The sequence below is a fragment of the Hymenobacter sp. BT559 genome (assembly GCF_016427535.1).
In the GTDB taxonomy this organism is placed as follows: Bacteria; Bacteroidota; Bacteroidia; order Cytophagales; family Hymenobacteraceae; genus Hymenobacter.
Window position 1 is genome coordinate 1,094,627 of record NZ_JAELXV010000001.1, and the last position, 24,701, is coordinate 1,119,327.

The 24,701-nt window shown below is 60.2% G+C and carries 20 protein-coding genes; 15 read left to right on the plus strand and 5 right to left on the minus strand.

What is annotated here, in order from left to right; genetic code table 11:
- Positions 1 to 99: 99 nt before the first annotated feature.
- Together JAO77_RS04530 and JAO77_RS04535 are read left to right on the plus strand one after the other, a co-directional pair.
- Complete coding sequence (locus JAO77_RS04530) at positions 100 to 513, plus strand: hypothetical protein (RefSeq protein ID WP_198989102.1); 414 nt, start codon at positions 100 to 102, stop codon at positions 511 to 513.
- Between the two features lie 106 nt (positions 514 to 619).
- Positions 620 to 1,555, plus strand: a complete 936-nt coding sequence (locus JAO77_RS04535; RefSeq protein WP_198989103.1) for a D-2-hydroxyacid dehydrogenase — start codon at positions 620 to 622, stop codon at positions 1,553 to 1,555.
- Here JAO77_RS04535 and JAO77_RS04540 read toward each other — a convergent pair.
- Positions 1,552 to 2,079: a hypothetical protein gene (locus JAO77_RS04540; RefSeq protein WP_198989104.1), complete on the minus strand. Its 528-nt coding sequence runs from the start codon at positions 2,077 to 2,079 to the stop codon at positions 1,552 to 1,554. The two genes, JAO77_RS04535 and JAO77_RS04540, sit on opposite strands and share 4 nt — an antisense overlap.
- Before the next feature lie 310 nt (positions 2,080 to 2,389).
- Here JAO77_RS04540 and JAO77_RS04545 point away from each other — a divergent pair, with 310 nt between their 5' ends.
- From JAO77_RS04545 to JAO77_RS04555, 3 genes are all read left to right on the plus strand, one after another.
- Positions 2,390 to 2,749: a hypothetical protein gene (locus JAO77_RS04545; protein ID WP_198989105.1), complete on the plus strand. Its 360-nt coding sequence runs from the start codon at positions 2,390 to 2,392 to the stop codon at positions 2,747 to 2,749.
- 34 nt (positions 2,750 to 2,783) lie between these two features.
- A complete protein-coding gene (locus JAO77_RS04550; protein WP_198989106.1) occupies positions 2,784 to 3,662 on the plus strand; it encodes a PAS domain-containing protein in 879 nt (292 codons plus the stop codon).
- Positions 3,663 to 3,738: 76 nt separating this feature from the next.
- Complete coding sequence (locus tag JAO77_RS04555) at positions 3,739 to 4,713, plus strand: NAD(P)H-quinone oxidoreductase (protein WP_198989107.1); 975 nt, start codon at positions 3,739 to 3,741, stop codon at positions 4,711 to 4,713.
- A gap of 86 nt (positions 4,714 to 4,799) precedes the next feature.
- Here the strand turns inward: JAO77_RS04555 and JAO77_RS04560 are convergent, their stop codons facing one another.
- Positions 4,800 to 5,285, minus strand: coding sequence for a TlpA family protein disulfide reductase (locus JAO77_RS04560; protein ID WP_198989108.1), 486 nt, complete (start codon positions 5,283 to 5,285; stop codon positions 4,800 to 4,802).
- A gap of 127 nt (positions 5,286 to 5,412) precedes the next feature.
- Between JAO77_RS04560 and ispG the strand changes: the two genes are divergently transcribed.
- Both ispG and JAO77_RS04570 read left to right on the plus strand, forming a co-directional pair.
- Positions 5,413 to 7,422 (plus strand): (E)-4-hydroxy-3-methylbut-2-enyl-diphosphate synthase, encoded by a 2,010-nt coding sequence (gene ispG, locus JAO77_RS04565; RefSeq protein ID WP_198989109.1) that lies wholly within the window; start codon positions 5,413 to 5,415, stop codon positions 7,420 to 7,422.
- A gap of 3 nt (positions 7,423 to 7,425) precedes the next feature.
- Positions 7,426 to 7,812, plus strand: a complete 387-nt coding sequence (locus JAO77_RS04570; RefSeq protein ID WP_198989110.1) for a hypothetical protein — start codon at positions 7,426 to 7,428, stop codon at positions 7,810 to 7,812.
- Between the two features lie 52 nt (positions 7,813 to 7,864).
- Here JAO77_RS04570 and JAO77_RS04575 read toward each other — a convergent pair whose 3' ends face one another.
- Positions 7,865 to 8,332, minus strand: coding sequence for a nuclear transport factor 2 family protein (locus tag JAO77_RS04575; RefSeq protein ID WP_198989111.1), 468 nt, complete (start codon positions 8,330 to 8,332; stop codon positions 7,865 to 7,867).
- Between the two features lie 85 nt (positions 8,333 to 8,417).
- Here JAO77_RS04575 and JAO77_RS04580 point away from each other — a divergent pair, with 85 nt between their 5' ends.
- The 5 genes from JAO77_RS04580 to rlmF all read left to right on the plus strand — a co-directional run bounded on the left by JAO77_RS04580 (position 8,418) and on the right by rlmF (position 13,190).
- Positions 8,418 to 9,149 carry a phytanoyl-CoA dioxygenase family protein gene (locus tag JAO77_RS04580; protein ID WP_198989112.1) on the plus strand — a complete coding sequence of 244 codons (732 nt, stop codon included), beginning with the start codon at positions 8,418 to 8,420 and terminating at the stop codon, positions 9,147 to 9,149.
- 100 nt (positions 9,150 to 9,249) lie between these two features.
- Positions 9,250 to 9,426: a DUF6728 family protein gene (locus JAO77_RS04585; RefSeq protein WP_198989113.1), complete on the plus strand. Its 177-nt coding sequence runs from the start codon at positions 9,250 to 9,252 to the stop codon at positions 9,424 to 9,426.
- A 12-nt stretch (positions 9,427 to 9,438) separates the two neighbouring features.
- Entirely contained in the window at positions 9,439 to 9,804 is a 366-nt protein-coding gene (locus JAO77_RS04590) for an MmcQ/YjbR family DNA-binding protein (protein WP_198989114.1), read from the plus strand.
- 393 nt (positions 9,805 to 10,197) lie between these two features.
- Positions 10,198 to 12,042 (plus strand): discoidin domain-containing protein, encoded by a 1,845-nt coding sequence (locus tag JAO77_RS04595; protein WP_198989115.1) that lies wholly within the window; start codon positions 10,198 to 10,200, stop codon positions 12,040 to 12,042.
- 164 nt (positions 12,043 to 12,206) lie between these two features.
- On the plus strand, positions 12,207 to 13,190 hold the full coding sequence (rlmF, locus tag JAO77_RS04600; RefSeq protein WP_198989116.1) for a 23S rRNA (adenine(1618)-N(6))-methyltransferase RlmF: 984 nt from the start codon (positions 12,207 to 12,209) through the stop codon (positions 13,188 to 13,190).
- 126 nt (positions 13,191 to 13,316) lie between these two features.
- On the opposite strand, the gene JAO77_RS23985 is transcribed toward rlmF, so the two are convergent.
- Positions 13,317 to 16,301 (minus strand): leucine--tRNA ligase, encoded by a 2,985-nt coding sequence (locus JAO77_RS23985; RefSeq protein ID WP_198989117.1) that lies wholly within the window; start codon positions 16,299 to 16,301, stop codon positions 13,317 to 13,319.
- A 642-nt stretch (positions 16,302 to 16,943) separates the two neighbouring features.
- Between JAO77_RS23985 and JAO77_RS04610 the strand changes: the two genes are divergently transcribed.
- Positions 16,944 to 17,615, plus strand: coding sequence for an LEA/WHy family protein (locus tag JAO77_RS04610; RefSeq protein ID WP_198989118.1), 672 nt, complete (start codon positions 16,944 to 16,946; stop codon positions 17,613 to 17,615).
- A gap of 378 nt (positions 17,616 to 17,993) precedes the next feature.
- Here JAO77_RS04610 and JAO77_RS04615 read toward each other — a convergent pair whose 3' ends face one another.
- Entirely contained in the window at positions 17,994 to 18,992 is a 999-nt protein-coding gene (locus JAO77_RS04615) for a hypothetical protein (protein WP_198989119.1), read from the minus strand.
- 316 nt (positions 18,993 to 19,308) lie between these two features.
- On the opposite strand from JAO77_RS04615, the gene dnaG reads away from it, so the two are divergent.
- Both dnaG and JAO77_RS04625 read left to right on the plus strand, forming a co-directional pair.
- On the plus strand, positions 19,309 to 21,390 hold the full coding sequence (gene dnaG / locus JAO77_RS04620; protein WP_198989120.1) for a DNA primase: 2,082 nt from the start codon (positions 19,309 to 19,311) through the stop codon (positions 21,388 to 21,390).
- A gap of 21 nt (positions 21,391 to 21,411) precedes the next feature.
- Positions 21,412 to 24,660 carry a hypothetical protein gene (locus JAO77_RS04625; protein ID WP_198989121.1) on the plus strand — a complete coding sequence of 1,083 codons (3,249 nt, stop codon included), beginning with the start codon at positions 21,412 to 21,414 and terminating at the stop codon, positions 24,658 to 24,660.
- The last annotated feature ends 41 nt before the right edge of the window (positions 24,661 to 24,701 follow it).

Below are 24,701 nucleotides of genomic sequence, written 5' to 3' on the forward strand. Positions count from 1 at the left end.
GCGGCAGTTTTTAGTTTAGGGGGTAGCAGCAGCCAACCTCAAGGCGCCGCTTTCCGTTTGGGCAAGGCAGTAACCTCCCTTCCCAATTCTCCCGACCCCATGGAAAAGACACCCGTGCAGCACCAGGTACACCTGGAAGGCGCTATCAAAATACTAACCGGCGACCTGCAAGACGAAGCCAGCAAATCTGGCATCGACAACCAGCTACAGCGCTGGATAGAAGACCTCAAAGCTGCTCACAACCCCGAGTTTCATAACCTAGTAACCGACCTGCAAGCACTGAAAGCCCTACTGCACGGCGGCACTTACAACGGCAGCCAAGTAGGACATCTACTGCACCACCTAGGTACCGAAACTGCTCGCGTGGCTTCGTTTGCCGAAGGCAACACCCGCCCGCACGTAGAGAAGCTGAGCGCTGCCCTAGTGGCCGCAGCCGGCCAGCTGCAAGGCAACGACACCACGCCCGAGGAAGACCTTAAAAACGACAGCCACGGCATCGACCGCCAAGCGTAGGCTAACTCGCAACACTAGAAAGCAGGCATCTATGAGTGATTCATGGGTGCCTGCTTTTGGTTTAAATACATCTTGAGCAAGTACACCGCTCTGCTCAATTCTAGCTATGAAAATTTTTGTGCTCACCGCCCTCGACGAAGCGGCGCGTGCCTCCTTGCGGCAGCAGCTGCCAGCCGAGGCCGAAGTAATTTTTAGGGAAGAGCCAGCTGCCGAACAGCCGCCCGCAGACTTTCTGGCGGCCGAGGTGCTCTTGGGCAACCCGCCGCCGGCGTGGCTCACGGCTGGCCCCTTGCCTAAGCTGCGCTTTTGGCAAATAGACTCGGCGGGCTTCGACCGCTACAAGGGCGTGCGGCTAAGCGTGCCAGTGGCAAACATGGGCGATTTTTTTGCCTGGGCCTGCGCCGAAACGATGGTGGCCGGCTTACTGGCGCTCTACCGCCGCTTGCCTGAGCTAGTGCTGCTGCAAGAAAAACAGCAGTGGGTGGGAGCAGAAGTGCGCGGCCGCCAGGGCCTGCTGCGCGGCAAGCGCGTGGCAATACTGGGCGCGGGCACCATTGGACAGGCCGTGCGCGAGCAGCTCAGCGGCTTTGGCTGCGCGGTGCAGCTGCTGGCCCGCACCGACCCGCAGGCGCAGTTGCACTCAAAAGAGGAACTGGCCGCCGCCCTGCCCGAAACCGATGTCGTAGTAAACTGCCTGCCTGGCAGCGCCGATAATTTTTTCTCGGCTGAGCTGATAGCGGCTATGCGCCCCGGCAGCATCTACGCCAGTGTGGGCCGCGGCAACACCACCGACGAGCCGGCGCTCATAGAGGCGTTGCGGGCCGGCCGCCTAGGTGGGGCCGTGCTCGACGTGACGGCCACTGAGCCCATTCCGCCCGGCCACCCGCTCTGGACCCTGCCCAATGTGCTACTAACCCAGCACACCGGCGGCGGCCAGCCCCGCGAAGCGGAAGGCAAAATCGACCAGCTCGTGCGCAACTTAGGGCACCTGCGCGCCGGCCAGCCGCTAGAGAACCTCGTAGACCTAGGAGCTGGCTACTAAGCTTGCTCGGGAGCGGTGGGCTTGGCGAGCAACTCCTGCGCTTCCTCTTCGGTGAGCACCACGGCGCCCGTGTCGCCATCGGGGAAGATGAGGCGGGCCGCGGCGTGGCGCAGCTCATCTACCCACGCTAGGGTGTTGGCCACGGTGGGGTTGGCCTCGAGCTTGGCAAGTAAGCCACTGCTGCGAGCCACCTGAAACATTTTTTCGAGCACAAAGGGCAGCACCCAGCCCGCCACATTGGTGAGAAAGGCCCCGCGCAAACCCAGGCGCAGCAACAGCCGGGCCGTCATGCGCTCGAGCAGCAGCGCGCGGGCGGCGGGCAGCGCCTTATCGGCCAGAAAGTCGATAACCAGCCGGGCGTGACCGTTTTGCACCTCGGCGTGCAATACTTCCTGCACGGCATCGAGGGCGCGCTGCACCAGTTGGCGAAACAGCCGACCGGTTTGGCTGGCGTGGCGGCCCGCCTGGCGGGCGGCGCCGGCTACCTGGCCTGGCAGCTTGGCCGGAAAAGAAAATCGTTTCATACTAGAAAGCTAAACAGCCGCGCCCGGCACCTAGGTGCCGGGCACAGGCAGCCGCGTATACGGCGGGCAGCCACTGTGCGGTGCCCCCGTTGCCCTGGCTACCTAGGTGCAAGCTAGCGCTCGGCCGCTTGCAAAACCTTCACCAGCCGAAGATTGTCTGCTAAGGCCAGGGGGCACATTGTGAAAGCCGAACTATACCACTACGCTTGGGGTTAAGAAAGTTGCTGCCGGCAGACCCTAGGTCAACCTGTTCAGCTTAATTTTCGTTACGACCTTTATACTGCCGGTGGTGAGTACCGGCCCGATGCTTATGTCTGATTTGCTACTCGACGTCAATCTACAGCAGGTGCCCGACGACTACCTCGCCGGGGCGTGGCGGGTGGCCCACCGTGTGCTCAATCGGGCCGACCCAGCGAGCGCGCTGGCTCAAGCTACCAATTTGGTGCTGGGCGGCCAGCTGCTTGAGCTTCAGGCTCCTGATCAAAACAAAACTGGCAGCTGGGCCGTGCAGCGCGATGAGTTGCTCAATCGCCCTTACCTGCGCATGAACCTGCCCACCGAGGAGTTGCGCGCCCTGGTTACGCGCCTGCGCCGCACCACCGATGGCGCCCGTGCGCAGCTAAACCTGTACTTTAGCTCGGGGCTGGAAATGCAACTCGACCGTCCGTAATCTATTTTAAGTAAGAAAGTCTTCCGTTTTTGCCGTGTCTACCCTGCCAACTTCGATAGAAAGCGAGTTCCAATTTTTGGCTGATTTTATTCCGCAGTTGGTGTGGATAACCGACCCCACGGGGAACCACGTTTACTTCAATCAGCGCTGGACAGACTACACGGGCTACACGCTGGCCGACAGCGTGGGCCCCGACATGTGGAACAATCTGCTGCACCCCGACGACCGCGCCCGCGCCCGCAAGGTATGGGGCCACTCGCTGGCTACCGGCGATACGTACGAGATTGAGTATCGTTTTAAGTCAAACGAAGGCGGCTACCGCTGGTTTCTGGGCCAAGCCCTGCCGCGGCGCAACGAAGCTGGGGCCATCGTGACGTGGTTTGGTACCTGCACCGATATCCACGACCAAAAGCTGGCCGCCGAAGCCTTGGCCGAGCGCGAGTCGGAGTTTACGACCCTGGCCGACAACGTGGCGCAGCTGTCGTGGATGGCGCGGCCCGATGGCCACATCTATTGGTACAACAAGCGCTGGTATGACTACACCGGCACCGACCTGGCCGCAATGGAAGGCTGGGGCTGGGAAAAGGTGCACCATCCCAGCTTTGCTAAGTCGGTGGTGGAGTTTGTGAGCCAGGCCTGGCCCAAGGGCGAGCCTTGGGAGCTGACGTTTCCGCTACGCGGCCAGGATGGCGAGCACCGCTGGTTTTTGACCCGCGCCGTGCCCATTCGCGATGAGCAGGGCAACACCGTGCGCTGGCTGGGCACCAACACCGACGTGACCGAGATGCGCCACTTGCAAGAGCAGCTGCAAAACTCCTACGCCGACCTAGAAGCCAAAGTGACGTTCCGCAACCTGGAGCTGGAGCACGAAGTGCAAAACCTTCGCAAGCAGCTGGAAGCCTCCGCGGCTTAAGTCTGCCCCTAGGTATAAATAGACGGCGGCTGGCTGCGTAAGCGGCCAGCCGCCGTCTTTTAGCGTTTAAGCCCCCATGAACGCTATTATCATCCAAGCGCCCGGTGGCCCCGAGGTGCTGCATTTGCAAGAACTTCCGCGCCCCGCCCCCGCCGCCGGCCAGGTACTGGTGCGCGTGCACGCTGCCGGTGTCAACCGCCCCGATGTGCTGCTGCGCCAGGGCAAATACGCCGGCAGCGGCGATGTAACCGGCTCGGTACCGGGCCTCGAAATAGCTGGCATCATTGAGAAATGCGGCCCCGATGCGCCGCGCTGGCAACCCGGCGACGCCGTGTGCGCCCTGCTGGCAGCCGGCGGCTACGCCGACTATGCCGTGGTAGATGCCCGCCACTGCCTACCCGTGCCAACTGGCCTAGGTATGGTGGAAGCCGCCGCGCTGCCCGAAACCATATTCACAGTGTGGCACAATGTGTTTCAGCGCGGCCAGCTGCAGCCCGGCGAAACGCTGCTGGTGCACGGCGGCAGCAGCGGCATCGGCACCACGGCCATTCAGTTGGCGCGGGCCCTAGGTAGCCGCGTGGCCATTACGGCCGGCGACGACGCTAAGTGCCAGGCCTGCCGCGACCTAGGCGCTGAATGGGCCATCAACTATAAGACCGATGATTTTGAGCAAGTGCTCAAAGAAGTGGGCGTTGACGTTATTTTAGATATGATAGGCGGCGACTACACGCCTAAAAACCTGCGCCTGCTGCACGACGACGGCCGCCTGGTTTTCATCAATGCCATGCAAGGCGCAAAAGCCGAATTCAACGCTTTGGAGGTGATGAGCCGCCGCCTCACTATTACGGGCAGCACCTTGCGCCCCCGCTCAGCCGACTTTAAGGCTGCTCTGGCCGCCGAAGTTGAAAAGCACGTGTGGCCGCTCATTGCCGCCGGAAAATTTCGCCCCATCATCGACCGCACCTTCCCGCTGGCTGAGGCGGCCGCCGCGCACCAGCGCATGGAAAGCAGCGCCCACATCGGCAAGATTGTGTTAGAGGTGACTCGTTAGTAAATTATTAGCCCCCATGTTGTCATGCTCAGCTTGCCGAAGCGATAGAGATGCTTTGGCAAGCTCAGCATGACCAACACTAGAATTTACAGAAACTTACGCAGCTCTGCCGTTAACTCGGCGGCCGTGAGGGGGTGCTCAAACGTAGCGCGTTTTTTAGTGTGGTTATTATAAATCAAAGTAAACGGGATGGAGCCCGACCACTGCCTGTCTACTTTTTGCAGCCAGGTATTAGGGTCGGTTTCATCGAGTAGCAGCACTTCTGATTTCAGGCTGTGCTTCTGCACAAAAGGCTTTACTTTTTTGTCGAGCTGCGCCACGTAATCGAGGCTTACGAGCACAAACTTCACTTTTTTGCCTACTTGAGCGGCGCGTACTTTTTCGAAGCCGGCCATCTCTTGCACACACGGGCCGCACCAGGTAGCCCAAAAATTAACGATATAGGTCGTGTCGCTGGGGCGGGTCAACCGCTGCTGCAAAGCCGGAAACTTGAGCACGGCTACGCGTTGCGCATAGCTGGGGGCCGCCAGTAGCATTCCAGTGCTCAGCAGTAAAAAGAAGAACCTAGGCATGAAGAACCAACGAAATAATAACCTAGCCAGACAGACAACCTAGCCCGCCCGTAAGTTGCGCCCACGAGCCCGGCCGTACCTTTGTGGCCAGTCGCAACTTTCGCCTTTTGGACGCAGTTTTTAGGTTATGAATAAGCAGTATTGCCCCAGCCTTACCGAGTACAAACGCCGTGTGGCGCGGGTAGTTAACATTGGCGGGGTGCCGCTGGGCGGCGACTATCCCATTCGGGTGCAGAGCATGACCACCGTAGACACGATGGACACCCTAAGTTCGGTCGAGCAGACCCTGCGCATGGTAGAGGCGGGCTGCGAGCTGGTGCGCATCACCGCGCCCAGCGTTAAAGAAGCTCAGAACCTGTTGGAAATCAAGAAGCAGCTGCGGGCGCGCGGCTGCAACGTGCCGCTCATTGCCGACATCCACTTCACGCCCAACGCCGCCGAGCTGGCTGCCCGCATCGTGGAGAAAGTGCGCGTGAATCCCGGCAACTACGCCGATAAAAAGAAATTCGAAGAAATCAACTACACCGACGCCAGCTACGCGGCCGAGGTTGAGCGCATCCGCGAGCGGTTCCGGCCGCTGGTGAAAATCTGCAAGCAGTATGGCACCGCCATGCGCATTGGCACCAACCACGGCTCGCTGAGTGACCGCATTCTGAGCCGCTACGGCGATACGCCGCTCGGCATGGTCGAGTCGGCGCTGGAGTTTCTGCGCCTCTGCGAAGAAGAAAACTACTACGACGTGGTGCTGAGTATGAAAGCCAGCAACACCCAGGTGATGGTGCAGGCCTACCGCCTGCTAGTGCAAAAGCTCGACGAAGAAGGCCTACAGCCCTACCCGCTGCACCTAGGTGTGACCGAGGCCGGCGAAGCCGAAGACGGCCGCATCAAGAGTGCCGTAGGCATCGGCACGCTGCTTGAAGACGGCCTAGGTGACACCGTGCGCGTGAGCCTCACCGAAGCGCCCGAGCACGAGGCCCCGGTGGCCCGCATGCTCATCAACCGCTACACCAGCCGCGCCGCGTTGGCCCAGCCCATCAAGCCGCTAGTGGGGGAGGAGCCCATCAACCCGTTCCAGTACTACCGCCGCCACACCCACGAAGTAGCCAATTTTGGCGGCCTGAACGTGCCGCGCGTGGTGGCCGATTTGTCGCGCCTGCCGCAGCTCGAATACGCCGACCTACGTGCCGCCGGGCACCTGTACTCGCCTTTCCTCGACAAGTTTCAGATGTCGGACCTAGGGGCCGATTACATCTACACCGGCGAGCGACCAGTGCCCTTCATGCTGCCCAACGGCCTGCGTGAAATCGTGAACTACCCCGCCTGGGTCGATGGCGGCCGCCGCCTGGAGCAGTACCCGCTCATGACGGCCGACCGGTACATGACCGACCAGCACCCCAACACATCGCTGGTCAACCACCCGCAGCTCAACTTCTTGCTGCTTACCCTCGACGCACTCGACGCCCCGCTGCTTGAGCGCCTACGCCAAGACCCCACCGTGGTGCTGGTGCTGCACAGCCTCAACGCGCACGCTATGCCCGAGATGCGCCGGGCCTTCTTTGAGCTTATCAACCACGGCATCACCTGCCCGGTGCTGCTCGACCACGACTACCCCGCCCAAGCCGCCGAGCAAACCCAACTCGACGCCGCCACCGACCTAGGGGGCCTGCTCATCGACGGCCTCGGCGATGGCATCGTGCTGGGCACCAGTCGCCTGCCTTCCGACTATACCCAGGCGCAGTGGCTCGATGTGATTGACGGCCTCAACCAATTGAGTTTTGGCATCTTGCAGGCCGCCCGCACTCGCATGAGCAAGACCGAGTACATCAGCTGCCCCAGCTGTGGCCGCACGCTCTTCGACTTGCAGGAAACCACCGCCATGATTCGCAAGCGCACCGACCACCTCAAGGGTATTAAAATCGGCATCATGGGCTGCATCGTGAATGGCCCCGGCGAAATGGCTGACGCCGACTACGGCTACGTGGGCGTGGGCAAAGGCAAAATCGCCCTCTACCGCGGCCAGGATGTCATCAAGAAAGCCGTGCCCGAAGAACGCGCCGTAGACGAACTAATTGAGCTCATGCGCGAGGACGGAAAGTGGATTGAGAAGGAGGTAGTCGGCGAGCCGGTGGGGGTATAGTTTATGGTTCTTCGCCAAATGATAAGATTTATATTATCCGGCTTTCAGGTATTTAACAAAGTTGTATTATCCATAGCAGTTGCTGTCTTATTTGGGGGTATGTTATGGCTAACTAAGAAATTTATCGAAATACCTGATGTATTAATCTCTATAAAAGAGCAGATGATTCAAAACCCTGCTTTTATCTCTAAAATCGGAGAGTATAATGGGTTTGCAATATGGTATGATGAAGAATTAGCAGCGAAGAAATCTTCGGTTCCTTTTTCTGTTTCTATAAAAGGTAAAGGTGATGCCGCATATGTGAAAATAGTTGGTTACTATACTATCAAGCGTGATGGCGGAGTTGACTGCGTCAAAACTGACACTTTATATTCAAGACAGGAAAAATAAAGTCTTCTTCTCAGCTGTAGCACGAGTTACATTGCGATAGACTCATACTGTACTACTTACACTTCTCCTTGCGGCGCGTATCGATGATATGCGCAATTTTCCAGCCCTCGGCTAGCTTCACCAGCTGAAAGGAGTCGTAGCCGCAGTGGCTGAATTTGCTACCTAGGTAAAACTCATACGGCGCCCACACGCTGGCTAGGTTGGCATCGAGGAGCACGCGATCGAATTGCACGCGCTCGTCCCACACCTCGGGATGGGGCGTGCCCACGGCTTTCAAGAAGCCACTGATGCTTTCCGTCTCTAGGGTAGGGGGCTGGCCGGGCTTGCCGCCCAGGCCGTGAAAAACCGCGCCCGGCGCCAGCGTGCGGCGCACTAGCGTGCTATCACCCCGGCGCATGCCGTCAAAGAACGAGAGAACAGCTTGCTTCACAGCCTCGGTTTCGGAGGTGGCTTTTTGAGCGAAGGCCGGGCTGGCGCTGGCGGCTAGCGTGAGTAGAAGGAGTATCGTGCGGTAAGGCATGAGCTGAAAAGACAAAAAAGGACGACCTAGGAGCCGCAAATTGCGCCCGAAAGCTGACTAAGTAACGGGCGTAGCTTTGCCACCCATGACAACTGCACCCGCTACCTCCGCGCTGGCGAGCCAGCTGGCTACCACTGGCCACGCCACCGTACCCCAGCTCTGCACCGCCGCCGAAGTAGCGGCCCTGCTGCACTGTATCGAAGCGGCGCCCGCCGCCAGCCCCAATTTTCGGCGCAGCCAAGACTTATTTGCCATTCGCAACTTGCTGGGCGAAATACCTGCGTTGTGGCCGTCGCTTGATACGCCCGCCCTGCGCAGCCTCCTAGATGAGCTTTTCCCGGAAGGCTGCCACCTTACCAAGGCTATTTATTTCGACAAGCCCGCTGGCTCCAACTGGCTGGTGGCTTGGCACCAGGACCTGATGATAAACGTAGACCGCCGCGCCGATGGCCTGCCTGGTTTCGGGCCCTGGACGGCCAAAGCCGGCTGGGTAGCTGTGCAGCCGCCCGTGGCCGTGCTCGAAAACACCGTTACCATTCGTCTGCACCTCGACGACTGCGATGCTACCAACGGCGCGCTCAAAGTAGTGCCCGGCTCGCACCTAGGCGGCGTGGTTCCGGCCGAAACCATTGCCGCGCACACGGCCATGGCTACCGTGTGCGCCGTGCCCGCCGGTGGGGCCATGCTCATGAAGCCGCTGCTGCTGCACGCTTCCAACCGCAGCACTGGCACCCAGCCGCGCCGGGTGGTGCATCTGGAGTTTTCGGTGGCCGAGTTGCCCGAAGCACTGGTTTGGCGTGAGCGGCGCGAATTATAGCTTAAACTTTGAGAGTCCGAGCTACAGCTGAATATTCAGGTTTTAGTGCAATCATTCTGCCGCCCTAGGTGTTAATTTGTCGGCACTAGCCTATATCTATATGAACGGTAAAAACCTTTTCGACTTCGGCCCTGCCTTCGGTTATTTCTTCCGCAAGAATGACCCAAACCGCAAGACCAATTTCAACCTGCGTACCATGCACTTCATCAATAAGCTGAGCATGGCGATGTTTTTGGTGGGCCTGGGCGTGCTGCTCTACCGCTGGTTTATCCGCTAAGCCCGGCCGCGCATGAACATTGAGGAGTATCGCGATTTTTGTTTGAGTTTGCCGGGCGCCACTGAGGAGCTTCCCTTTGGCCCCGACACACTCGCGTTTAAAGTAGGCGGCAAAATATTTGCCCTTACCAGCTTGCAAACTTTCGCGAGCATCAACCTAAAGTGTGACCCTGAGCTGGCCGTGGAGCTGCGCGAGCGCCATGACTACGTGCTGCCGGGCTTTCACCAGAATAAAAAGCATTGGAACACGGTAGTCATCGGCACCGGGGCCACCGTGGCCCAGCTGCGTCAGTGGATTACGCACTCGTATCAGCTCGTGGCGGCCTCGCTGCCCAAGGCCGTGCGTGCCGAGCTGGCTGAGGCTAGCAAGGAGTTATAGCCTCTTAGGGTTGGCACCGGCGGCTACTTGAAAAGTGCTGTCAGTAGCAGGCGCTAGCTAGGTAAAAGTTGGGGTCATGAGGGCACCCATTTGACCCCTAAAAAGACAGCCAGCTATGAATAGATTGGACTGCTTGGCACGAGGGTGCTACTTATTAAGAAGAAGAGGCTATTCCGGGTGTTGGGATAGCCTTTTTTATGCGCTGGTACGGCCGACGATAGTAGTATTTAGGGCTTCGTTGATACTATTTTTTATTCATAAAATGCAGTAAATCACTCACAAAGCTTCTGGTGCCGTTGAGAGAGTAAAAGAACTGATTGGCCGTTTTAGGCGGAAGCTGGCTAAGGGGCTAGGGTAGTTTTGAAGTGTTAAAACTTTCCGCTCTGTTATCTAATGCAACCTACTTTTCGCCTCTTTCTGCAGTGGTTTCTTCTTCTCTTATTACCGGCCGCCAGCCCGGTACTAGCCCAAAATTTAGCGGTTGGCAAAGCCGCCCTGGCTTCGTCGGCGGTACAAGCGGCGAGCCGGGCATTTGATGGGGATATGAGCACGCGCTGGGAAAGCGCTTCCAGCGACGCGCAATATCTCATTGTTGACCTAGGCTCGGTACAGTCTATTGACCGCATCCGGCTGTCGTGGGAAACCGCTTTTGGCAAAAACTTCACCCTAGATATTTCCACCGTCACCGCCGCTCCTACCGATGCCAACTGGACCAACGTGGTCAACGGCACCTGGACGACGGCCGTGACGACTGTCAACAATACCTCGACTACCAACGACTACCCCAACCTGGGTAAAACCGGCCGCTACGTGCGTATGAACGGTACAGTTCGCGCTACGGGCTACGGCTACTCATTGTATGAGTTTGCGATATATCCATACGACCCTAATCCTAACTTAGCGGCGGGCAAAACGCCGACCACTTCGGCGAACCCGAAACAGGCAGCAGCCAATGCATTTGATGGCAACGGCAAAACCCGCTGGGAAAGTGATTATACCGACCAGCAGTACATCACGGTAGACCTAGGCTCGGTGCAACAGATTGACCGCATTCGCCTGACGTGGGAGTCGGCCCTAGGTAAGGATTTTACGCTGGATGTGTCGGACGATGGCACGACCTGGACGACGGCCGTGACTGTCACCGGCAACACGTCGACCTCCAACGAATATGCCAACCTAGGTAAAACCGGTCGCTACGTACGTATGAATGGTATTGCCCGCGGCACAGTATATGGCTACTCGCTGTATGAGTTTGAGGTATTTGCTGCCTCCAACAATGCCTCCAATATCGCCAATGCTAAGTCGGCCGTGGCCTCGACTACGCAGGGCACGCTGAATGCAAACTATGCCATCGACAACGACCGGCTGACGCGCTGGGCCAGCACGGCTGGCCGCGATGATGCCTCCATCTACATCGACCTGCTTGGCAATGCTACTATCTCGCGGGTATACTTGGTATGGGAAAAGGCTTACGGTGGAGATTTTACCATCGAAGTTTCGGACGATACCAAAACCTGGACCACCGTGGCCACGACCGTTGGCAACTCCTTTCACTTCAACGAGTACCGGTTTGAGACGCCCGTTACTGGCCGCTACGTACGCATGAACGGTACCAAGCGCGGTACCACCATTGCGGATAATGGCTACTCGCTCTACGAGTTTCAGGTGAATGGCACCATTCAGCCGTTGCCCGTTACGCTCGTCAGCTTTAGTGCCGCGCCGCAGGGCACGGCCGTAGCGCTGAGCTGGGCCACTGCTTCTGAGCAGCACAATGCTGGCTTCGAAGTGCAGCGCTCGGCCGATGGCGTGGCCTTCGCCCCGCTGACTACGGTAGCGGGCATGGGCACCACCCAGGCCGCCCACACCTACCGCTACCTCGATGCCGCGCCGCTGCCCACCACGGGCTACTACCGCCTCAAGCAGCTCGACACCGACGGCACGTTTGCCTACAGCCCCGTGGTAGCCGTGCAGCCCGCCGCCAGCGCCGCCGCACTCAGCATCTACCCCAATCCCACCGCCGACCGCACTACCGTAACCTGGGAAGCCCCCCTCACGAGCGCCGGCCGCTGGTACCTCACCAACAGTACTGGCCAAGTGGTGCACACTGAGCTGCTAACCAGTGAGATGGCTGCCGCCCTTACGCTCGACCTGCAACCCTATCCAGTAGGTAGCTATATCCTAACGGTGGAGAGCGCTGGCAAAGTGCTGCGCCGTGCCCGCGTGCAGAAAAGCTATTAAGCGGTATAAATGAATAGTCGGCCCACCTAGGGCCCCGGTTGCGCCCGCAACTGGGGCCCTAGGTGGGCCGAGTGCTAGGTGGTAAGGGATAAGAGCCGTTGGCGCGAATACTTCGCAAACATGAGGCGGGCGCCCGCGTTACACTAGCTCCTTCTTTCTTCGCCATGCCGCATCCGCCCAAAGACCTGCTCGCCAGCAAAGCCCCCCTGCACCCCCGCAACCGCCACCGCGAGCGCTACGATTTTGCTCTCCTTACTCAGACCAGCCCACCGCTCGCGCCCTTCGTGCACACCAATAAGTTTGGCGATGCCAGTATCGACTTTGCCAATCCTGAGGCCGTGAAAGCCCTCAACCGGGCCCTGCTCAAGCAGTTCTACGGCATCGCGCATTGGGATATTCCGGCTGGCTACTTGTGTCCGCCCATCCCCGGCCGGGCCGACTACCTGCACTACGTAGCTGACTTGCTGGCTGATAGCAATAGCGGCGTGGTGCCGCGCGGCAAAGGTGTGTCGGTGCTCGATATTGGGGCGGGGGCCAACTGCATCTACCCACTCATCGGCCACCAGGAATACGGCTGGCGCTTCGTGGGCTCCGAAACTGACCCCGTAGCCCTGCGTGCCGCGCGCAACATCGTGGCTGCCAACGACGCTCTCAAAGGCAGCATCGACCTCCGCCCTCAGCCCGACGCGGGTCATATGCTCAGCGGCATCCCCAAGCGCGGCGAGGTGTTCGACGCCACCATCTGCAACCCGCCCTTCTTTGCCTCGCTGGCCGAAGCAGAAGCCAGCACCCGCCGCAAAACCACTAACCTAGGCAGCCGCCGGCCGGCCCGCCCCGCACCGCCGGCGCGCAATTTTGGTGGTCAGCCCGGCGAGCTGTGGTATCCCGGCGGCGAAGAAGCTTTTGTGCGCCGCCTAGTGCAGGAAAGCCACGCTCAGCCCACCACAGCCTTCTGGTTTACCACGCTCGTGTCGCAAAGCCACACGCTGCCCGGCATCTATAAAGAGCTGCAATGGGCCGAGGCCGCTGAAGTAAAAACCATCGACATGGCCCAGGGCCAAAAGAAAAGCCGGCTCGTGGCCTGGACGTTTCTCACGCCCGAGCAGCAGGCCGCGTGGCGCGAAAAGCGCTGGGCGAAGGTACAGTAGCCACTGCGTGAGAGCGAATAGTTCTAAAAGCAAAAAGGCCCGCTGCACGTGCAGCGGGCCTTTTTGCTTTTAGAAATCGTCAGCATGACAGGCGGGAAGAGGCAGCGAGCGAGTAGGCCGCTGGTCTTACACCACCACGTTGACCATGCGGCCGGGCACTACCACCACTTTCTTCGGCGTTTTGCCTTCGGCAAAGCGGGTGAGGAAATCCGATTCCAAAATGGCGGCTTCAATCTCAGCGGCAGTAGCGGTGGCAGCAAACTGACGCTGCTCGCGCACCTTGCCGTTGATGGCTACGGGGTAGGTCACGTTGGCCTCTACCAAGTACTCTTCGCGGAACTCGGGGTAGGCGGCGAAGCTGATGCTATCGGCATGGCCCAACTCGTGCCACAACTCCTCGGCCAGGTGTGGGGCGAAGGGCGAGAGCAGCACTACGAGTGGCTCCAGTACGGCGCGCTTGTGGGTACCTAGGGCTGTCAGCTCGTTCACGGCAATCATGAAGGTGCTGACGCTGGTGTTGAAGCTGAACTTCTCAATGTCCTGCGCCACCTTCTGAATGACGCGGTGCAGCGTCTTCAACTCGGCGGGGCTGGCGGCCTCGTCGGTCACGGCCAGTGCGCCATCTTCAGGGTGGAACAGGCGCCAGAACTTCTTGAGGAAAGTAGCTACGCCGCTGATGCCGTTGGTATTCCAGGGCTTGTACTGTTCCAGCGGACCTAGAAACATTTCATAGAGGCGCAGGGCATCCGCGCCGTACTTATCAATTAACTCCGTTGGGTTAACAACGTTGTATTTTGATTTTGACATTTTCTCAGCTTCACGACTGACTTTGAAATCCTCAACTGCACTAGATGGCTTTTGGTCAAAATCATAAAATACTCCGTCCTGCCAGTAGCCCCAATCGCAGATGAAGATTGATTTTTCTCCAACCCATTCTGCGAACTCGGCTTGCCCCTTGAGTGTCAAGTTTTCATGCTCTACAAAATCAATAGGAACATGTCTCTTGTAGAACTTCTCCGCACTAGAATCTTCATCGTCTGGCTCACCATTGACTTTCCCTGCTGCTAGCAATTTGCCAACATGTGAGCTAGTGCTATAATAAGCAGCTACAACATCATCCTGCTCGCTACCAAAATAGAGCTGCTTAGGACCATTTTCTCCTGCAACCCACACTGTGTTTCCACGGCTATTAAAATCGGCAGCGCCTTCTCTAATAATAAACGCAGAAACGCCCAAAATCATCCCCTGATTTATCAGCTTCTGGAAGGGTTCGTTGGCCGTTACCAGCCCTAGGTCCTTCAAAAACAGATACCAGAAGCGGGAGTAGAGCAGGTGGCCGGTGGCGTGCTCGGCGCCGCCCATATAGAGGTCTACCTGGCCCCAGTATTTCTCCACATCTTCGCCCACGAAGCGGTCGGCGTTGTGCGGGTCCATGTAGCGGAGGTAGTACCAGCTAGAGCCAGCCCAGCCGGGCATGGTGCTCAGCTCAAACTCGTACTGGCCCTTGTACTTCCAGTCTATAGCGCGGCCCAGGGGCGGCTCGCCGGTTTCGGTGGGCTTGTACTCATCGATTTCGGGGAGCACGAGCGGCAGGTCGGCCTCGGCCACGCCGTAGGCGGTGCCGTCTTTATAGTAAATCGGAATGGGCTCGCCCCAGTAGCGCTGGCGGCCAAAAATGGCGTCGCGCAGGCGGAAGTTCACCTTGCCCTTGCCCAGGCCTTTCTCTTCGAGGTAGGCGATGAGCGTAGCGGTGGCTTCCTTGTAGCCCAGGCCATTCACGATGCCCGAGTTGATGTAGCGGCCTTCCTTGGTGGGGTCGGCTTGCTTATCGAGGTCCTGCTGGGCATCCGAAATGGCCGGGATGGGCAGGTCAAAGTGCTTGGCGAAGAGGTAGTCGCGCTGGTCGCCGCTGGGCACGGCCATCACGGCGCCGGTGCCGTAGCCGGCCAGCACGTAGTCGGCCAGCCAGATGGGCACGGGCGTGCCATCGACTGGGTTGGCGGCATAGGCACCGGTGAACACGCCCGACACGGTTTTCACGTCGGCCATGCGGTCGCGCTCCGAGCGGCGCTTGGTGGCGGCGATGTACTCATCGACAGCGGCACGCTGGGCAGGCGTAGTAATGGTGTCAACCAGCTCGTGTTCAGGCGCCAGCACCAGGAAGGTAGCGCCGTAGATGGTATCGACGCGGGTGGTGTAAACCTTGACACCTAGGCTGTCGTGGCCCTGCACCGGGAAGGTAACCTCGGCTCCGATGCTCTTGCCAATCCAGTTGCGCTGCATCTCCTTCACGGCGTCGGGCCAATCGAGGGTATCGAGGCCTTGTAGCAGGCGGTCGGCGTAGGCCGTGATGCGCAGGTTCCACTGCGGCATGAGGCGGCGCTCGACGGGGTAGCCACCGCGCTCCGAGAGGCCGTCTTTCACCTCATCGTTGGAGAGCACGGTACCTAGGGCGGCGCACCAGTTTACGAAGGTGTCTTGCTGATAAGCCAGGCGATAGGGGAGGATGGCGGCAAGCTTCTGCTTCTCGCTCATCATCTGCCACTGGCCGGCCGAGAAGTCGTGGCGCTCCTCGTCGTCGCCCGCAGCCCGAATGCCCGCGCTGCCGCTCTCCGCAAACTTGGCCACGAGTGCGCTGATGGGCTCGGCGCGGTCGGTATCAAGGTTGTACCAGCTATTGAACAGCTTGAGGAAAATCCACTGCGTCCACTTGTAGTAGCTGGGGTCGGAGGTACGCACCTCGCGCTCCCAGTCGTAGCTAAAGCCCAGCTGCTGCAGCTGCCGGATGTAGGTTTCGATGTTCTTCTCCGTAGTCACGGCCGGGTGCTGGCCGGTCTGGATGGCGTACTGCTCGGCGGGCAGGCCAAACGAGTCGAAGCCCATAGGGTGCAACACGTTGCGGCCCTGCAAACGCTGGTAGCGCGACACGATATCGGAGGCAATGTACCCTAGGGGGTGCCCCACGTGCAGCCCCGCCCCCGAGGGGTACGGAAACATGTCGAGTACGTAGTACTTAGGCTTGTCAGAATTATTATCGGCGCGGAACGTGTGGTGCTGCTGCCAGTGGGCTTGCCACTTCTTTTCAATCTCTTGCGGACGGTACGCGGGCATTTTCTTGGCGGGTTGAATCGCGCAAAGGTAAGAAACCCTGTAGTGTGGGCTGATAGCCTCCGCAAATGCAGCAAAAATCCCTGTCTAGCGAGCTTGGCCTCAATTAGTTGCTGCGCGCGCAAGTGGCTGGTGTGCTGTACTAGCCGCACTAGGCCAGCCTGCGACGCTCATGCCGCCACCTCGCCCTCACTGTTGCGGCGGCATTAGAATGGGCTAGCCTGCGCGGGCGCCGTTGGTGATGGCATTCAATTCACCTGCTTTCGGAATCTTATTGCCCCGGAAGCGGTGCTTCTAGGCAATGCTGTCGGCTGCCGTGCGCGGGCGTCCATCGGGAAGCTTCCCGGGATTTACGCTGTAGGGCGTGCCGTCAGGCTTTTTGCCGCAGGCCGCGAGCAGTTTACGAAAAGCCGGTCGATAGGGTGCATGGGCATGCTGCAAGACAACCAAGCCCAAGTAAATACTTGGTGCTGCGGGCCGTGGCGATAGTATTATGCTCATCAAAAAAAACGCTCGCTCGCGAGCAGTTAAGCTGAAGCATAGGAAGTAGCTCTAGCAACTGTGTCAATAATGAAGACGCGACGCAACTATTTGATTAATCGCGAGTAAAACATGCTTATTCACCACCTTTCTTTTTTCTCTCCCATGTTTTTTTCTCTCCTACCTACCCGCCAAGTAGCGGTGCGGGCCGTGGCCGGCCTGATGGCCGTGGCCAGCCTCAGCCAATGCGGCATTCAAGAGCAGGTGCAGCAGGCCAAAGCGTTTAAGAACGTTGATATGCGCCTTGCCTCCGTAGACCAAGCCACCGTGGCGGGCGTAAACGTGCTGAACATGCGCCAAGCCCCCGACCTAGGTACCGCCGAGCGGGCTCTGCTGCTCACGGCCCTCACAGCGGGCAACGTGCCGCTGCGCATGCGCGCCAATCTAGAGTTTCGCAATCCTAACTCCGAAACAGCCGCCCTCAACGAGTTTGATTATATCGCCCTCATCGACGGCAAAGAAATAGCCAAGGGCCGTACCACGCAGCGCATTGAGGTGCCGGCCAATGGCGGTGTTGCCATGGCCCCGGTGATGGTGCAAAGCAATCTGCGCGATGCCCTAGGCGAAAAAACGGGCGAAAGTCTAGCCGATTTCGTGCTCGGCCTCACCGACCGCGACAAAGAGCCCCTGCGCTTCACCCTCAAGATAAAACCCACCTTTATCACGAGCAGCGGCAAGCGTATCTCGCCTCCCGGCTACTCTAAGGTTGAAAAAGAGTTTACCGCCGCCCAGGCCCTTGATGCGGCCACCCGTCCCGATTCACTGCGCCGCCCCTAGGTAGCTGCCGAGCCTTGCTAACTACCGAAAGGGTCTTACGCTACGGCATAAGACCCTTTTTGGTATTTGGTCCTAGGGTATATGCTAGACATACCACTGAATGATAGCCAAAGTATTACTGAAATTAAGATTAATGAGTATTGTCATGCTGAGCTTGTCGAAGCTCTCTACCGCATCATCCAAGCCGTTCAGCTAAGCGGTAGAGATGCTTCAACAAGCTCAGTATGACAATAGTTGTACTTAGTATATTGATTTGCAAGCGATAGTGATATATTAAATCAAGGCACTTGCGCTAGGTTAGCTTTTGGCAAAAAGATAGGCCCGGCTGCATCGTGCAGCCGGGCCTATCGGTATTACTTAAGCTAGGTGCTCGCAGCGCTACACAGTTGCAACTACTGAGCGCGGTGCGGCGCGGCGGCCCCCAAAGGCGGCGGCACCTGCTCCTAGGCCCAGGCCCAGGGCCATCATCAGAGCAGCCTTAGAAAGGCCGGCAGCGGCTTTGTCGCCAGCTTCGCGGGCGGCGGCAGCAGCTTTTTCTTTTGCTTCGGCCAGCTGGGCCTGCGCTTTCTTGGCGGTGGCAATCCAGTTGTCTACAATTTGCTCCGACTCGGCGTGGCTCTTGCCTGTGCGCTTCATCACCACGTTTACGGCTGCGTCGCGGTCGGCGGCATTGCCAATACCGCGGGCCTGGTCGCCGAGGCGGTCAATGAGCTCATCGAAGTTGTCGTCGGCGGCTTGGGGGGTTGCGGCGCTGCGGCTAGCCTCATCTTTAGCCTCGCGGCCGGCAGTTTTAGCTTGGCTCTCCAGGTTTTCCGGACTCAACTCGGCTTTGCCGGTTTGGCGCAGCAGCTCGCGGGCTTCGCGCTTCACGTCGCCTAGGTCAATGCCCCGCTCTTTTAGCTCGTCCTTAATAGCTTCACCAGCCTTGGGGGCTACGGCGGCAAGGCCGCTGCCTACGCCCGACAGCGCCCGGCCAGCCACGCCTGTCACGCCACCGATGATGCGGCCCACGGCCGTGGTGAGCAAGTAAAAGGTGAACAGCGTTACTACTGACCACGTGAGCAGGCCGTGCAGTAGGCCATCGGTGGGGCGGGGCATGCCGGCCAGGCGGCCAGCTACCGAGGCCCCTAGGTACAGCGATACCAGCATGCTAACCACCCACCACACGGCCGCCCCGATGCCGATGCCGGCCATGGGGTCTTGCTCGGTGAGCGGGTCGATGGTGCCTAAGCCAATGCCCAAGCCCAGCAGGCTCAGGGCTAATTGGATAACCAGCGCCAGTACGGTACCAGCCAAAATAGCGCCCCACGAAATACGCTTAGTAGCTACTGCTACCGGGGGCGTAGCAGAGGGGAGAAAGTCTGTGTGCGGTGTCATAATCTTTTAAAAAAGAGTGAATGTGACGTGGCTGACCAGTGGCCGCCATTGTAAAAAATGAAGACTAAATAGTCTTATGGAGTAGTGCGAATACGGCGATAAGCTGAACAGGTTAATAAAAAATATAAAAAAGCTCTGCGCATAGGTGGCTGATTGAGTAATAACTAAGGGTTGCTACGGTGGAGCAAGCGCTATTCGGCGCAGCAGCTACTTGCCCTGTGCAGATGGATGCTGCCTGCCGCCGCACAAGCCAAAAGCCCGCGCCATAGCCGCGCCGCGTCGGCGGGCGTAAATTTGACGGCTTTACTTCTTCGCCGTGGCCCGCATTCCGAAAGACATTATTGACCAGATATACCACACCGCCGATATCCTGGAGGTAGTGGGCGACTACGTGCCCCTCAAGCGCAACGGGCAGAATTACTGGGCCTGCTGCCCCTTTCATAACGAGAAGTCGCCTTCGTTTTCGGTAGCGCCGGCCAAGGGCTTCTACAAGTGTTTTGGCTGCGGCAAGTCGGGCAACGTCGTCAACTTCGTGATGGACGTGGAGGGTAGCAGCTACCCCGAAGCCCTGCGCGCCCTGGCCAAAAAGTACGGCATCGCCATCCCCGAAGAGGAGGAGCGCACGCCCGAGGAGCAGCTGCGCCAAAACGAGCGCGACTCGCAGTACATCGTCAGCAATTGGGCTAAAGACCATTACCACCGTCTGCTCCAAAACACCGACGAGGGCATGGGTGTGGGCTATGCCTACCTTAAGGAGCGCGGCCTGAACCTAGGGACTATCCAAACCTTCGAGCTGGGCTACTCGCTCGACCAATGGGACGACCTGCTGAAAGCCGCCGAAAAAGCTGGCCATCAGCTCAAGTACCTCGAAAAAACGGGCCTCGTAGTGCAGCGCCAAGACGACCAGGGCCACGACACCGGCCGGCGCTACGACCGGTTCCGGGGCCGCGTCATGTTCCCGATTCACAACGTGAGCGGGCGCGTGGTGGGCTTCGGGGCGCGCACCCTGAAGCGCGACGACAAAATGGCGAAGTACTTGAACTCGCCTGAGTCGGACATCTACCACAAGTCGGATGTGCTCTACGGCTTGTTTCAGGCGCGGCAGGCCATTCGGCACGAAGAGCTGTGCTACCTCGTGGAGGGCTACCTCGATGTGCTGAGCCTGCACCAGGGCGGCATCAAAAACGTGGTGGCCTCGTCAGGTACCTCGCTCACCGAAGGCCAGATTCGCCTCATCAAGCGCTACACCGACAACGTGACGGTGCTGTACGATGGCGACGCGGCCGGCATCAAGGCCAGCTTGCGCGGCATCGACCTGCTGCTCGAAGGTGGCCTGAACGTGCGCGTGGTGCTCTTCCCCGATGGCGACGACCCCGACAGCTACATCCGCAAGGTAGGCGACCAGCGCTTTGCCGACTACGTCGAAAACCAGAGCCAAGACTTCATTGCCTTCAAAACCACGCTGGTGGCCCGCGAAGCCAGCGCCGACCCCATTAAGAAGGCCGAGGCCATTCGGGAGGTGCTGCAAAGTATTGCCAAAGTGCCCGATGGCCTTAAGCGCCAAGTGTTTTTGCAACAGACGGCAGTAACGTTCGGCTTTGATGAGCAGGTGATTATCACCGAATACAACAAACTCCTCAAAACTCCGGCCTCCAGTAGGAGTAGCTCGCCGCCGCCCGCCCCATCCGCGCCCAGCACGCCGCCCTCGCGCCCAGCCGATTCCCCCTCGGCCCTGGCCGCCGCCAACCCGCGTCCCCTCACGCCCGAGGAGGAGATTGAGATGGCCATGTACGGGGCCACTCACGGCTCGGAAGAGGAAGCATCGCAGCTGGCTGGCCCCACGGCGGGCCTGGCCGAATTGGCCGCCCCGCTCGATGTGCTAACCCAGTGCGAGCAGGCCGTGTTGCGCCTGCTGGTGCTGTATGGTCCGCACGAGGTGCAGCCCGAGGTGTCGGTAGCGCACTATCTGCTGAGCCAGCTCGATGGCACGCCCCTGCAAAACCCGCTCTACGCTCGCCTCTGGGCCGAGTGCCGCGAAGCCTTTTTGCAAGGCCAGCTGCCCGACCTGCGCCTGCTGGCCCACCACGAAGACGCGGCCATCCGCAGCCTGCTGGCCGACTTTGCCACCGAGCGCTACGACCTCAGCCCCAACTGGCGCATCAAGGACATCTACGTGCCCACCGAGTTGAACCTCATTCAGCTAGCCTGCGACAACGCCATCCTGCGCCTGAACAAGTGCCACGTGCAGCGCGAGCGCCAGCAGTGCCTAACCCAGCTACAAGACAACCAACTCGATAGCAACGAGCAGCTGAACGTGTTGCTGCGTTATAATGAGCTAACTAAGCTCGACGGCCAGCTGGCGCAGATGCTAGGTACGGTGGTGGCCAGAAATTCATAATTCACGCAGCAAGTAATACTAATGGCGCCTGCTACGCTCTTGGCCGAACTAGAAACGGCTACCTACGACAGCCGGGTGCAGCGCATGGTGGCACTGGGGCGGCAGTCTCGCACCGATGCGGACGCGGCGGCCGTGCTGCAAACGTTCGCGGCTGGCGGCTTTTACGAACGCCAAATGGCCCTGTTGGCCAGCTACGGCAGTGGTGATGGCACGCCCGTAGTGGCCGCGCTGGCCGACCCTTCACGGCTACTGCGCGGCTTGGCAATCAGCCTGGTAGCTAAGGTTTGTACCGATGAGCAGGCGCGGGCAGCGTTTGGGAGCATTACGCGCAAAGCCCAACCTAAGCTGCTACGCAACCTGCGGCAGCGCAAGCGGCGGACCGTGGTAGATGCGGTGCTAATAGAGCTGGCCGACCACGCTGACGAGCGACTGGCGATGTTCCTGTATTTTGGCACTGGGGCCGTGGTAGAAAAATACGTGGCCGCCGTGCTGCCACGCTGGGGCGCCGACGATTGGCGGCGGCTGGCAAAGTACCACCCAGCCATTGCCTTTACGCAGTTGCACAATCAGCAGCGCACCCAAACGGCCCCCGATGCCCGGCTGCTATACCACATAAACGCGGTGCTGCCCGCGTTGGCCGAGCGCCAGCCCGACCACGCCCTCGCGCTGGTGCGTGGGCTGCTGCATCACGAGGCGCCGGCCCGCATCCATCTGCATCCGGTGGCCCAGCGCCGCCCTAGCGAAGTGGCAGAGCTGCTGCTAGCGCACGAAGACGGCGCCGCGGCCCGCCTCGACCTCAGCCGGCTCGCGCATCGCATCCCCGAAGCCCAGCTGCTGGCCGTATTGCAGTACCGCCCCGCCCTCGTGCCCGACCGCGAAACCTGGCTGCGTCGCGTGGCACCCGCAGTGCGCCGCGCCGCGTTTGGGGTGGCCGGCAATGGGTGGCGCAATGCCGAAGGCGTGGTGCCAGCCGCCATGGTGGCGCTGCTACCTAGCGGGGTGCGCGAGGCCGAAGCCCGCCGCCACCTCGCCTTGCCTGCACTGGCGGCGCGGCCGACCGTGCGGCTGCCCTACGCGGCTTTTTTGGCCTGGGAGGAAGCTCGCGCGGTGCTCGACCCCTTCGTGCGCAATCCCGATGCCGAGCTGCGCACCGTAGCGCTAGCCGTGCAAATCGGGGTGGCTCGCTACCACCGCGCCCAGCTGCCGGCGGCGCTGGCCCTGGTGCGCGCCCGCGCCAATGAGCAAGACCCGGTGCGGCAAGCCATGCTGGCTGCGCTGGCTAGCCTGCCCCCCTCGCGCTGGCAAGAAACCCACCTAGAAGACTTAAGCCAACTTATTTGCGATGCTCTAAACGCCGCTGACTTGTCGCCCGCCACTGCTCGCGAAGCCGAATTATTGGTAGTAGCGCTGGTGCCACACTACCCCGAGTGGGCCGCGGCGTGGCTGGGCGAGCTGGTGAGGTCGCGGGGGCAAGTGTATTTTGCCTCGCTAGGCGACCGGCTGACCGATGCCGACGTGCAGCGCATTGCGCCGGCCCTACTGCCCGTGCTGCAAGCCTGGGCCACCCGCGAGCGAGAGTCGCTGCTAGTGCGAGCGGCCACTAGCCTGGGCCGGCGGCTGCGCGTATTTGACAAATTGGTTGACCTCTTGGAGCGCGTGCTCATGACGACGCGGCAAGACTACGTGGCCTCGCAGATTTTGCAGCTGCTGGCCCAGCACCGGCCCAACCGCTTCACCACCCTCGTGCCGGCCCTGCTGGCTAGCGACCCCAGCATAGGCACGCTGCCAGTGGTATACTCCTATTTGCACCGTCGGCGACAAGATTTACTTACGCCTTTCCTAGGGCAGCAAGCCTATAAAGGTCGGTTTTCGACCGGTAAAACGCGCTTTGTGCTGCCCTTGCTCACTGGCTTCTACCGCTGGACTCCGTCGCAGCAACGCCTCTTTGCCGATACGCTTACCCAGGTGACGCAAGACGCGCAGCGCGACGTTTACGGCCTGTTTCAGGCCATCCACCAGCTGGCTGCGCTGCCCGCCGTGCTGCCCGCGCGCCTGCTCAGCCTAGCCGATGTGCGCATGGAAAACCTCGCCGTGCGCGACACCGCCCTGCGAGCCCTGGCCCGGCTCGACGGTGGGCAGGGCGTGCCGGTGCTGGTAGAAGCTCTCGACGACGTCCGGGCGCGCATCGCTATTTATGCCTTGCGCTCGACGCTGCTGGAAATGCCCGCCGCACGAGCCCTAGCGCTGCTGCAAGCTGTGCCCATCCAAAAAGTGACGGTGGCCAAGGAGGTCATCCGTCTGCTGGGCGACCTCGATACGCCAGCCGCGTACCCACTGCTGCTCGAAATGGATGCCCGTTCGCTGCACCGCGATGTGCGCGTAGCCCTATTGCGAGCTTTTTGGTTCTACTTGGAGCGCCCCGAAACGTGGCCCATCCTGTACCACGCCGCCGCCGACCCCGACCCAGCAGTGGCCGCCGGCGTAGTCTGGATTCCGACCGACCGCCTTTCGCTCGCCGTGCAGCAACACATGCTGGCGCTACTGGCCACGCTGCTCGGCCACCCCGATGCCCTGCTGCGCGTGCAAGTGCTGCACCGCTTTGCTACGCTGCCGCTCGCCGACCCCGGCCGCGTGCTGCTGCCACCACTGCTCGCCCGCCTGCACTCGCCGCTGCCCGACGAGTACAAGGCTGCTGCCCGCGCCCTGTTTGCCACTTATGCCCAGCAGCACGCCGCGGCCATTGCCGACACCGTAGCCCTCGTGCGCCCCGCGCGGCGCGTGTTGCAGGCGCTGCTTCAGGCCTTGCACGCGGCGTTGGCTACCAACCGTAGCGGGTTGCAGCCCGCGGTGCAGGGTATTTTGGCTGCCCTGCGCCCCGACCCACTCACGTTGCGGCTGCAAGCCCGCCTCGCCGTGGCGGGGCTGCCGTGGCCCGAGTTGGCCCCGTACTTCACCGAGCTAGCTGCTGCCGATACCCTCGATGCGGAGGTGCTCATGGCCACCGTACAAGCCCTAGAAGCCAGCGGGCAGCGCTCAGTTTCGCAAGCGGACGCTGCCGCCCTGCCTGCTTTTGAATATACCCTAGCTGCCAGCCCTGACGCGCGGCTGCGCCGCCTGGCCTTGGCCGCGCTACAAGCGCAAGCCACCCAGCCCGCCGGCTGGACGGCCGCCTTGCGCGCGCGCCTCGCCCAGTACCGCGCCGACCCGACACCGCTCGTGGCCGCCGCCGCGCAGTTTGTGTTTCCACCACCCGAGAGTGAAGAAATGTAGCTGCGAGAGGCGGTAGTGCGAAGCGCTAGGTCGTCTGTTCT

Bases quoted from the DNA above. Each gene is read 5' to 3' on its own strand.
- JAO77_RS04530 (WP_198989102.1), top strand. From the start codon at position 100: ATGGAAAAGACACCCGTGCAGCACCAGGTACACCTGGAAGGCGCTATC.
- JAO77_RS04535 (WP_198989103.1), top strand. From the start codon at position 620: ATGAAAATTTTTGTGCTCACCGCCCTCGACGAAGCGGCGCGTGCCTCC.
- JAO77_RS04540 (WP_198989104.1), bottom strand. From the start codon at position 2,079: ATGAAACGATTTTCTTTTCCGGCCAAGCTGCCAGGCCAGGTAGCCGGC.
- JAO77_RS04545 (WP_198989105.1), top strand. From the start codon at position 2,390: ATGTCTGATTTGCTACTCGACGTCAATCTACAGCAGGTGCCCGACGAC.
- JAO77_RS04555 (WP_198989107.1), top strand. From the start codon at position 3,739: ATGAACGCTATTATCATCCAAGCGCCCGGTGGCCCCGAGGTGCTGCAT.
- JAO77_RS04560 (WP_198989108.1), bottom strand. From the start codon at position 5,285: ATGCCTAGGTTCTTCTTTTTACTGCTGAGCACTGGAATGCTACTGGCG.
- ispG (WP_198989109.1), top strand. From the start codon at position 5,413: ATGAATAAGCAGTATTGCCCCAGCCTTACCGAGTACAAACGCCGTGTG.
- JAO77_RS04570 (WP_198989110.1), top strand. From the start codon at position 7,426: ATGGTTCTTCGCCAAATGATAAGATTTATATTATCCGGCTTTCAGGTA.
- JAO77_RS04575 (WP_198989111.1), bottom strand. From the start codon at position 8,332: ATGCCTTACCGCACGATACTCCTTCTACTCACGCTAGCCGCCAGCGCC.
- JAO77_RS04580 (WP_198989112.1), top strand. From the start codon at position 8,418: ATGACAACTGCACCCGCTACCTCCGCGCTGGCGAGCCAGCTGGCTACC.
- JAO77_RS04585 (WP_198989113.1), top strand. From the start codon at position 9,250: ATGAACGGTAAAAACCTTTTCGACTTCGGCCCTGCCTTCGGTTATTTC.
- JAO77_RS04590 (WP_198989114.1), top strand. From the start codon at position 9,439: ATGAACATTGAGGAGTATCGCGATTTTTGTTTGAGTTTGCCGGGCGCC.
- JAO77_RS04595 (WP_198989115.1), top strand. From the start codon at position 10,198: ATGCAACCTACTTTTCGCCTCTTTCTGCAGTGGTTTCTTCTTCTCTTA.
- rlmF (WP_198989116.1), top strand. From the start codon at position 12,207: ATGCCGCATCCGCCCAAAGACCTGCTCGCCAGCAAAGCCCCCCTGCAC.
- JAO77_RS23985 (WP_198989117.1), bottom strand. From the start codon at position 16,301: ATGCCCGCGTACCGTCCGCAAGAGATTGAAAAGAAGTGGCAAGCCCAC.
- JAO77_RS04610 (WP_198989118.1), top strand. From the start codon at position 16,944: ATGTTTTTTTCTCTCCTACCTACCCGCCAAGTAGCGGTGCGGGCCGTG.
- JAO77_RS04615 (WP_198989119.1), bottom strand. From the start codon at position 18,992: ATGACACCGCACACAGACTTTCTCCCCTCTGCTACGCCCCCGGTAGCA.
- JAO77_RS04625 (WP_198989121.1), top strand. From the start codon at position 21,412: ATGGCGCCTGCTACGCTCTTGGCCGAACTAGAAACGGCTACCTACGAC.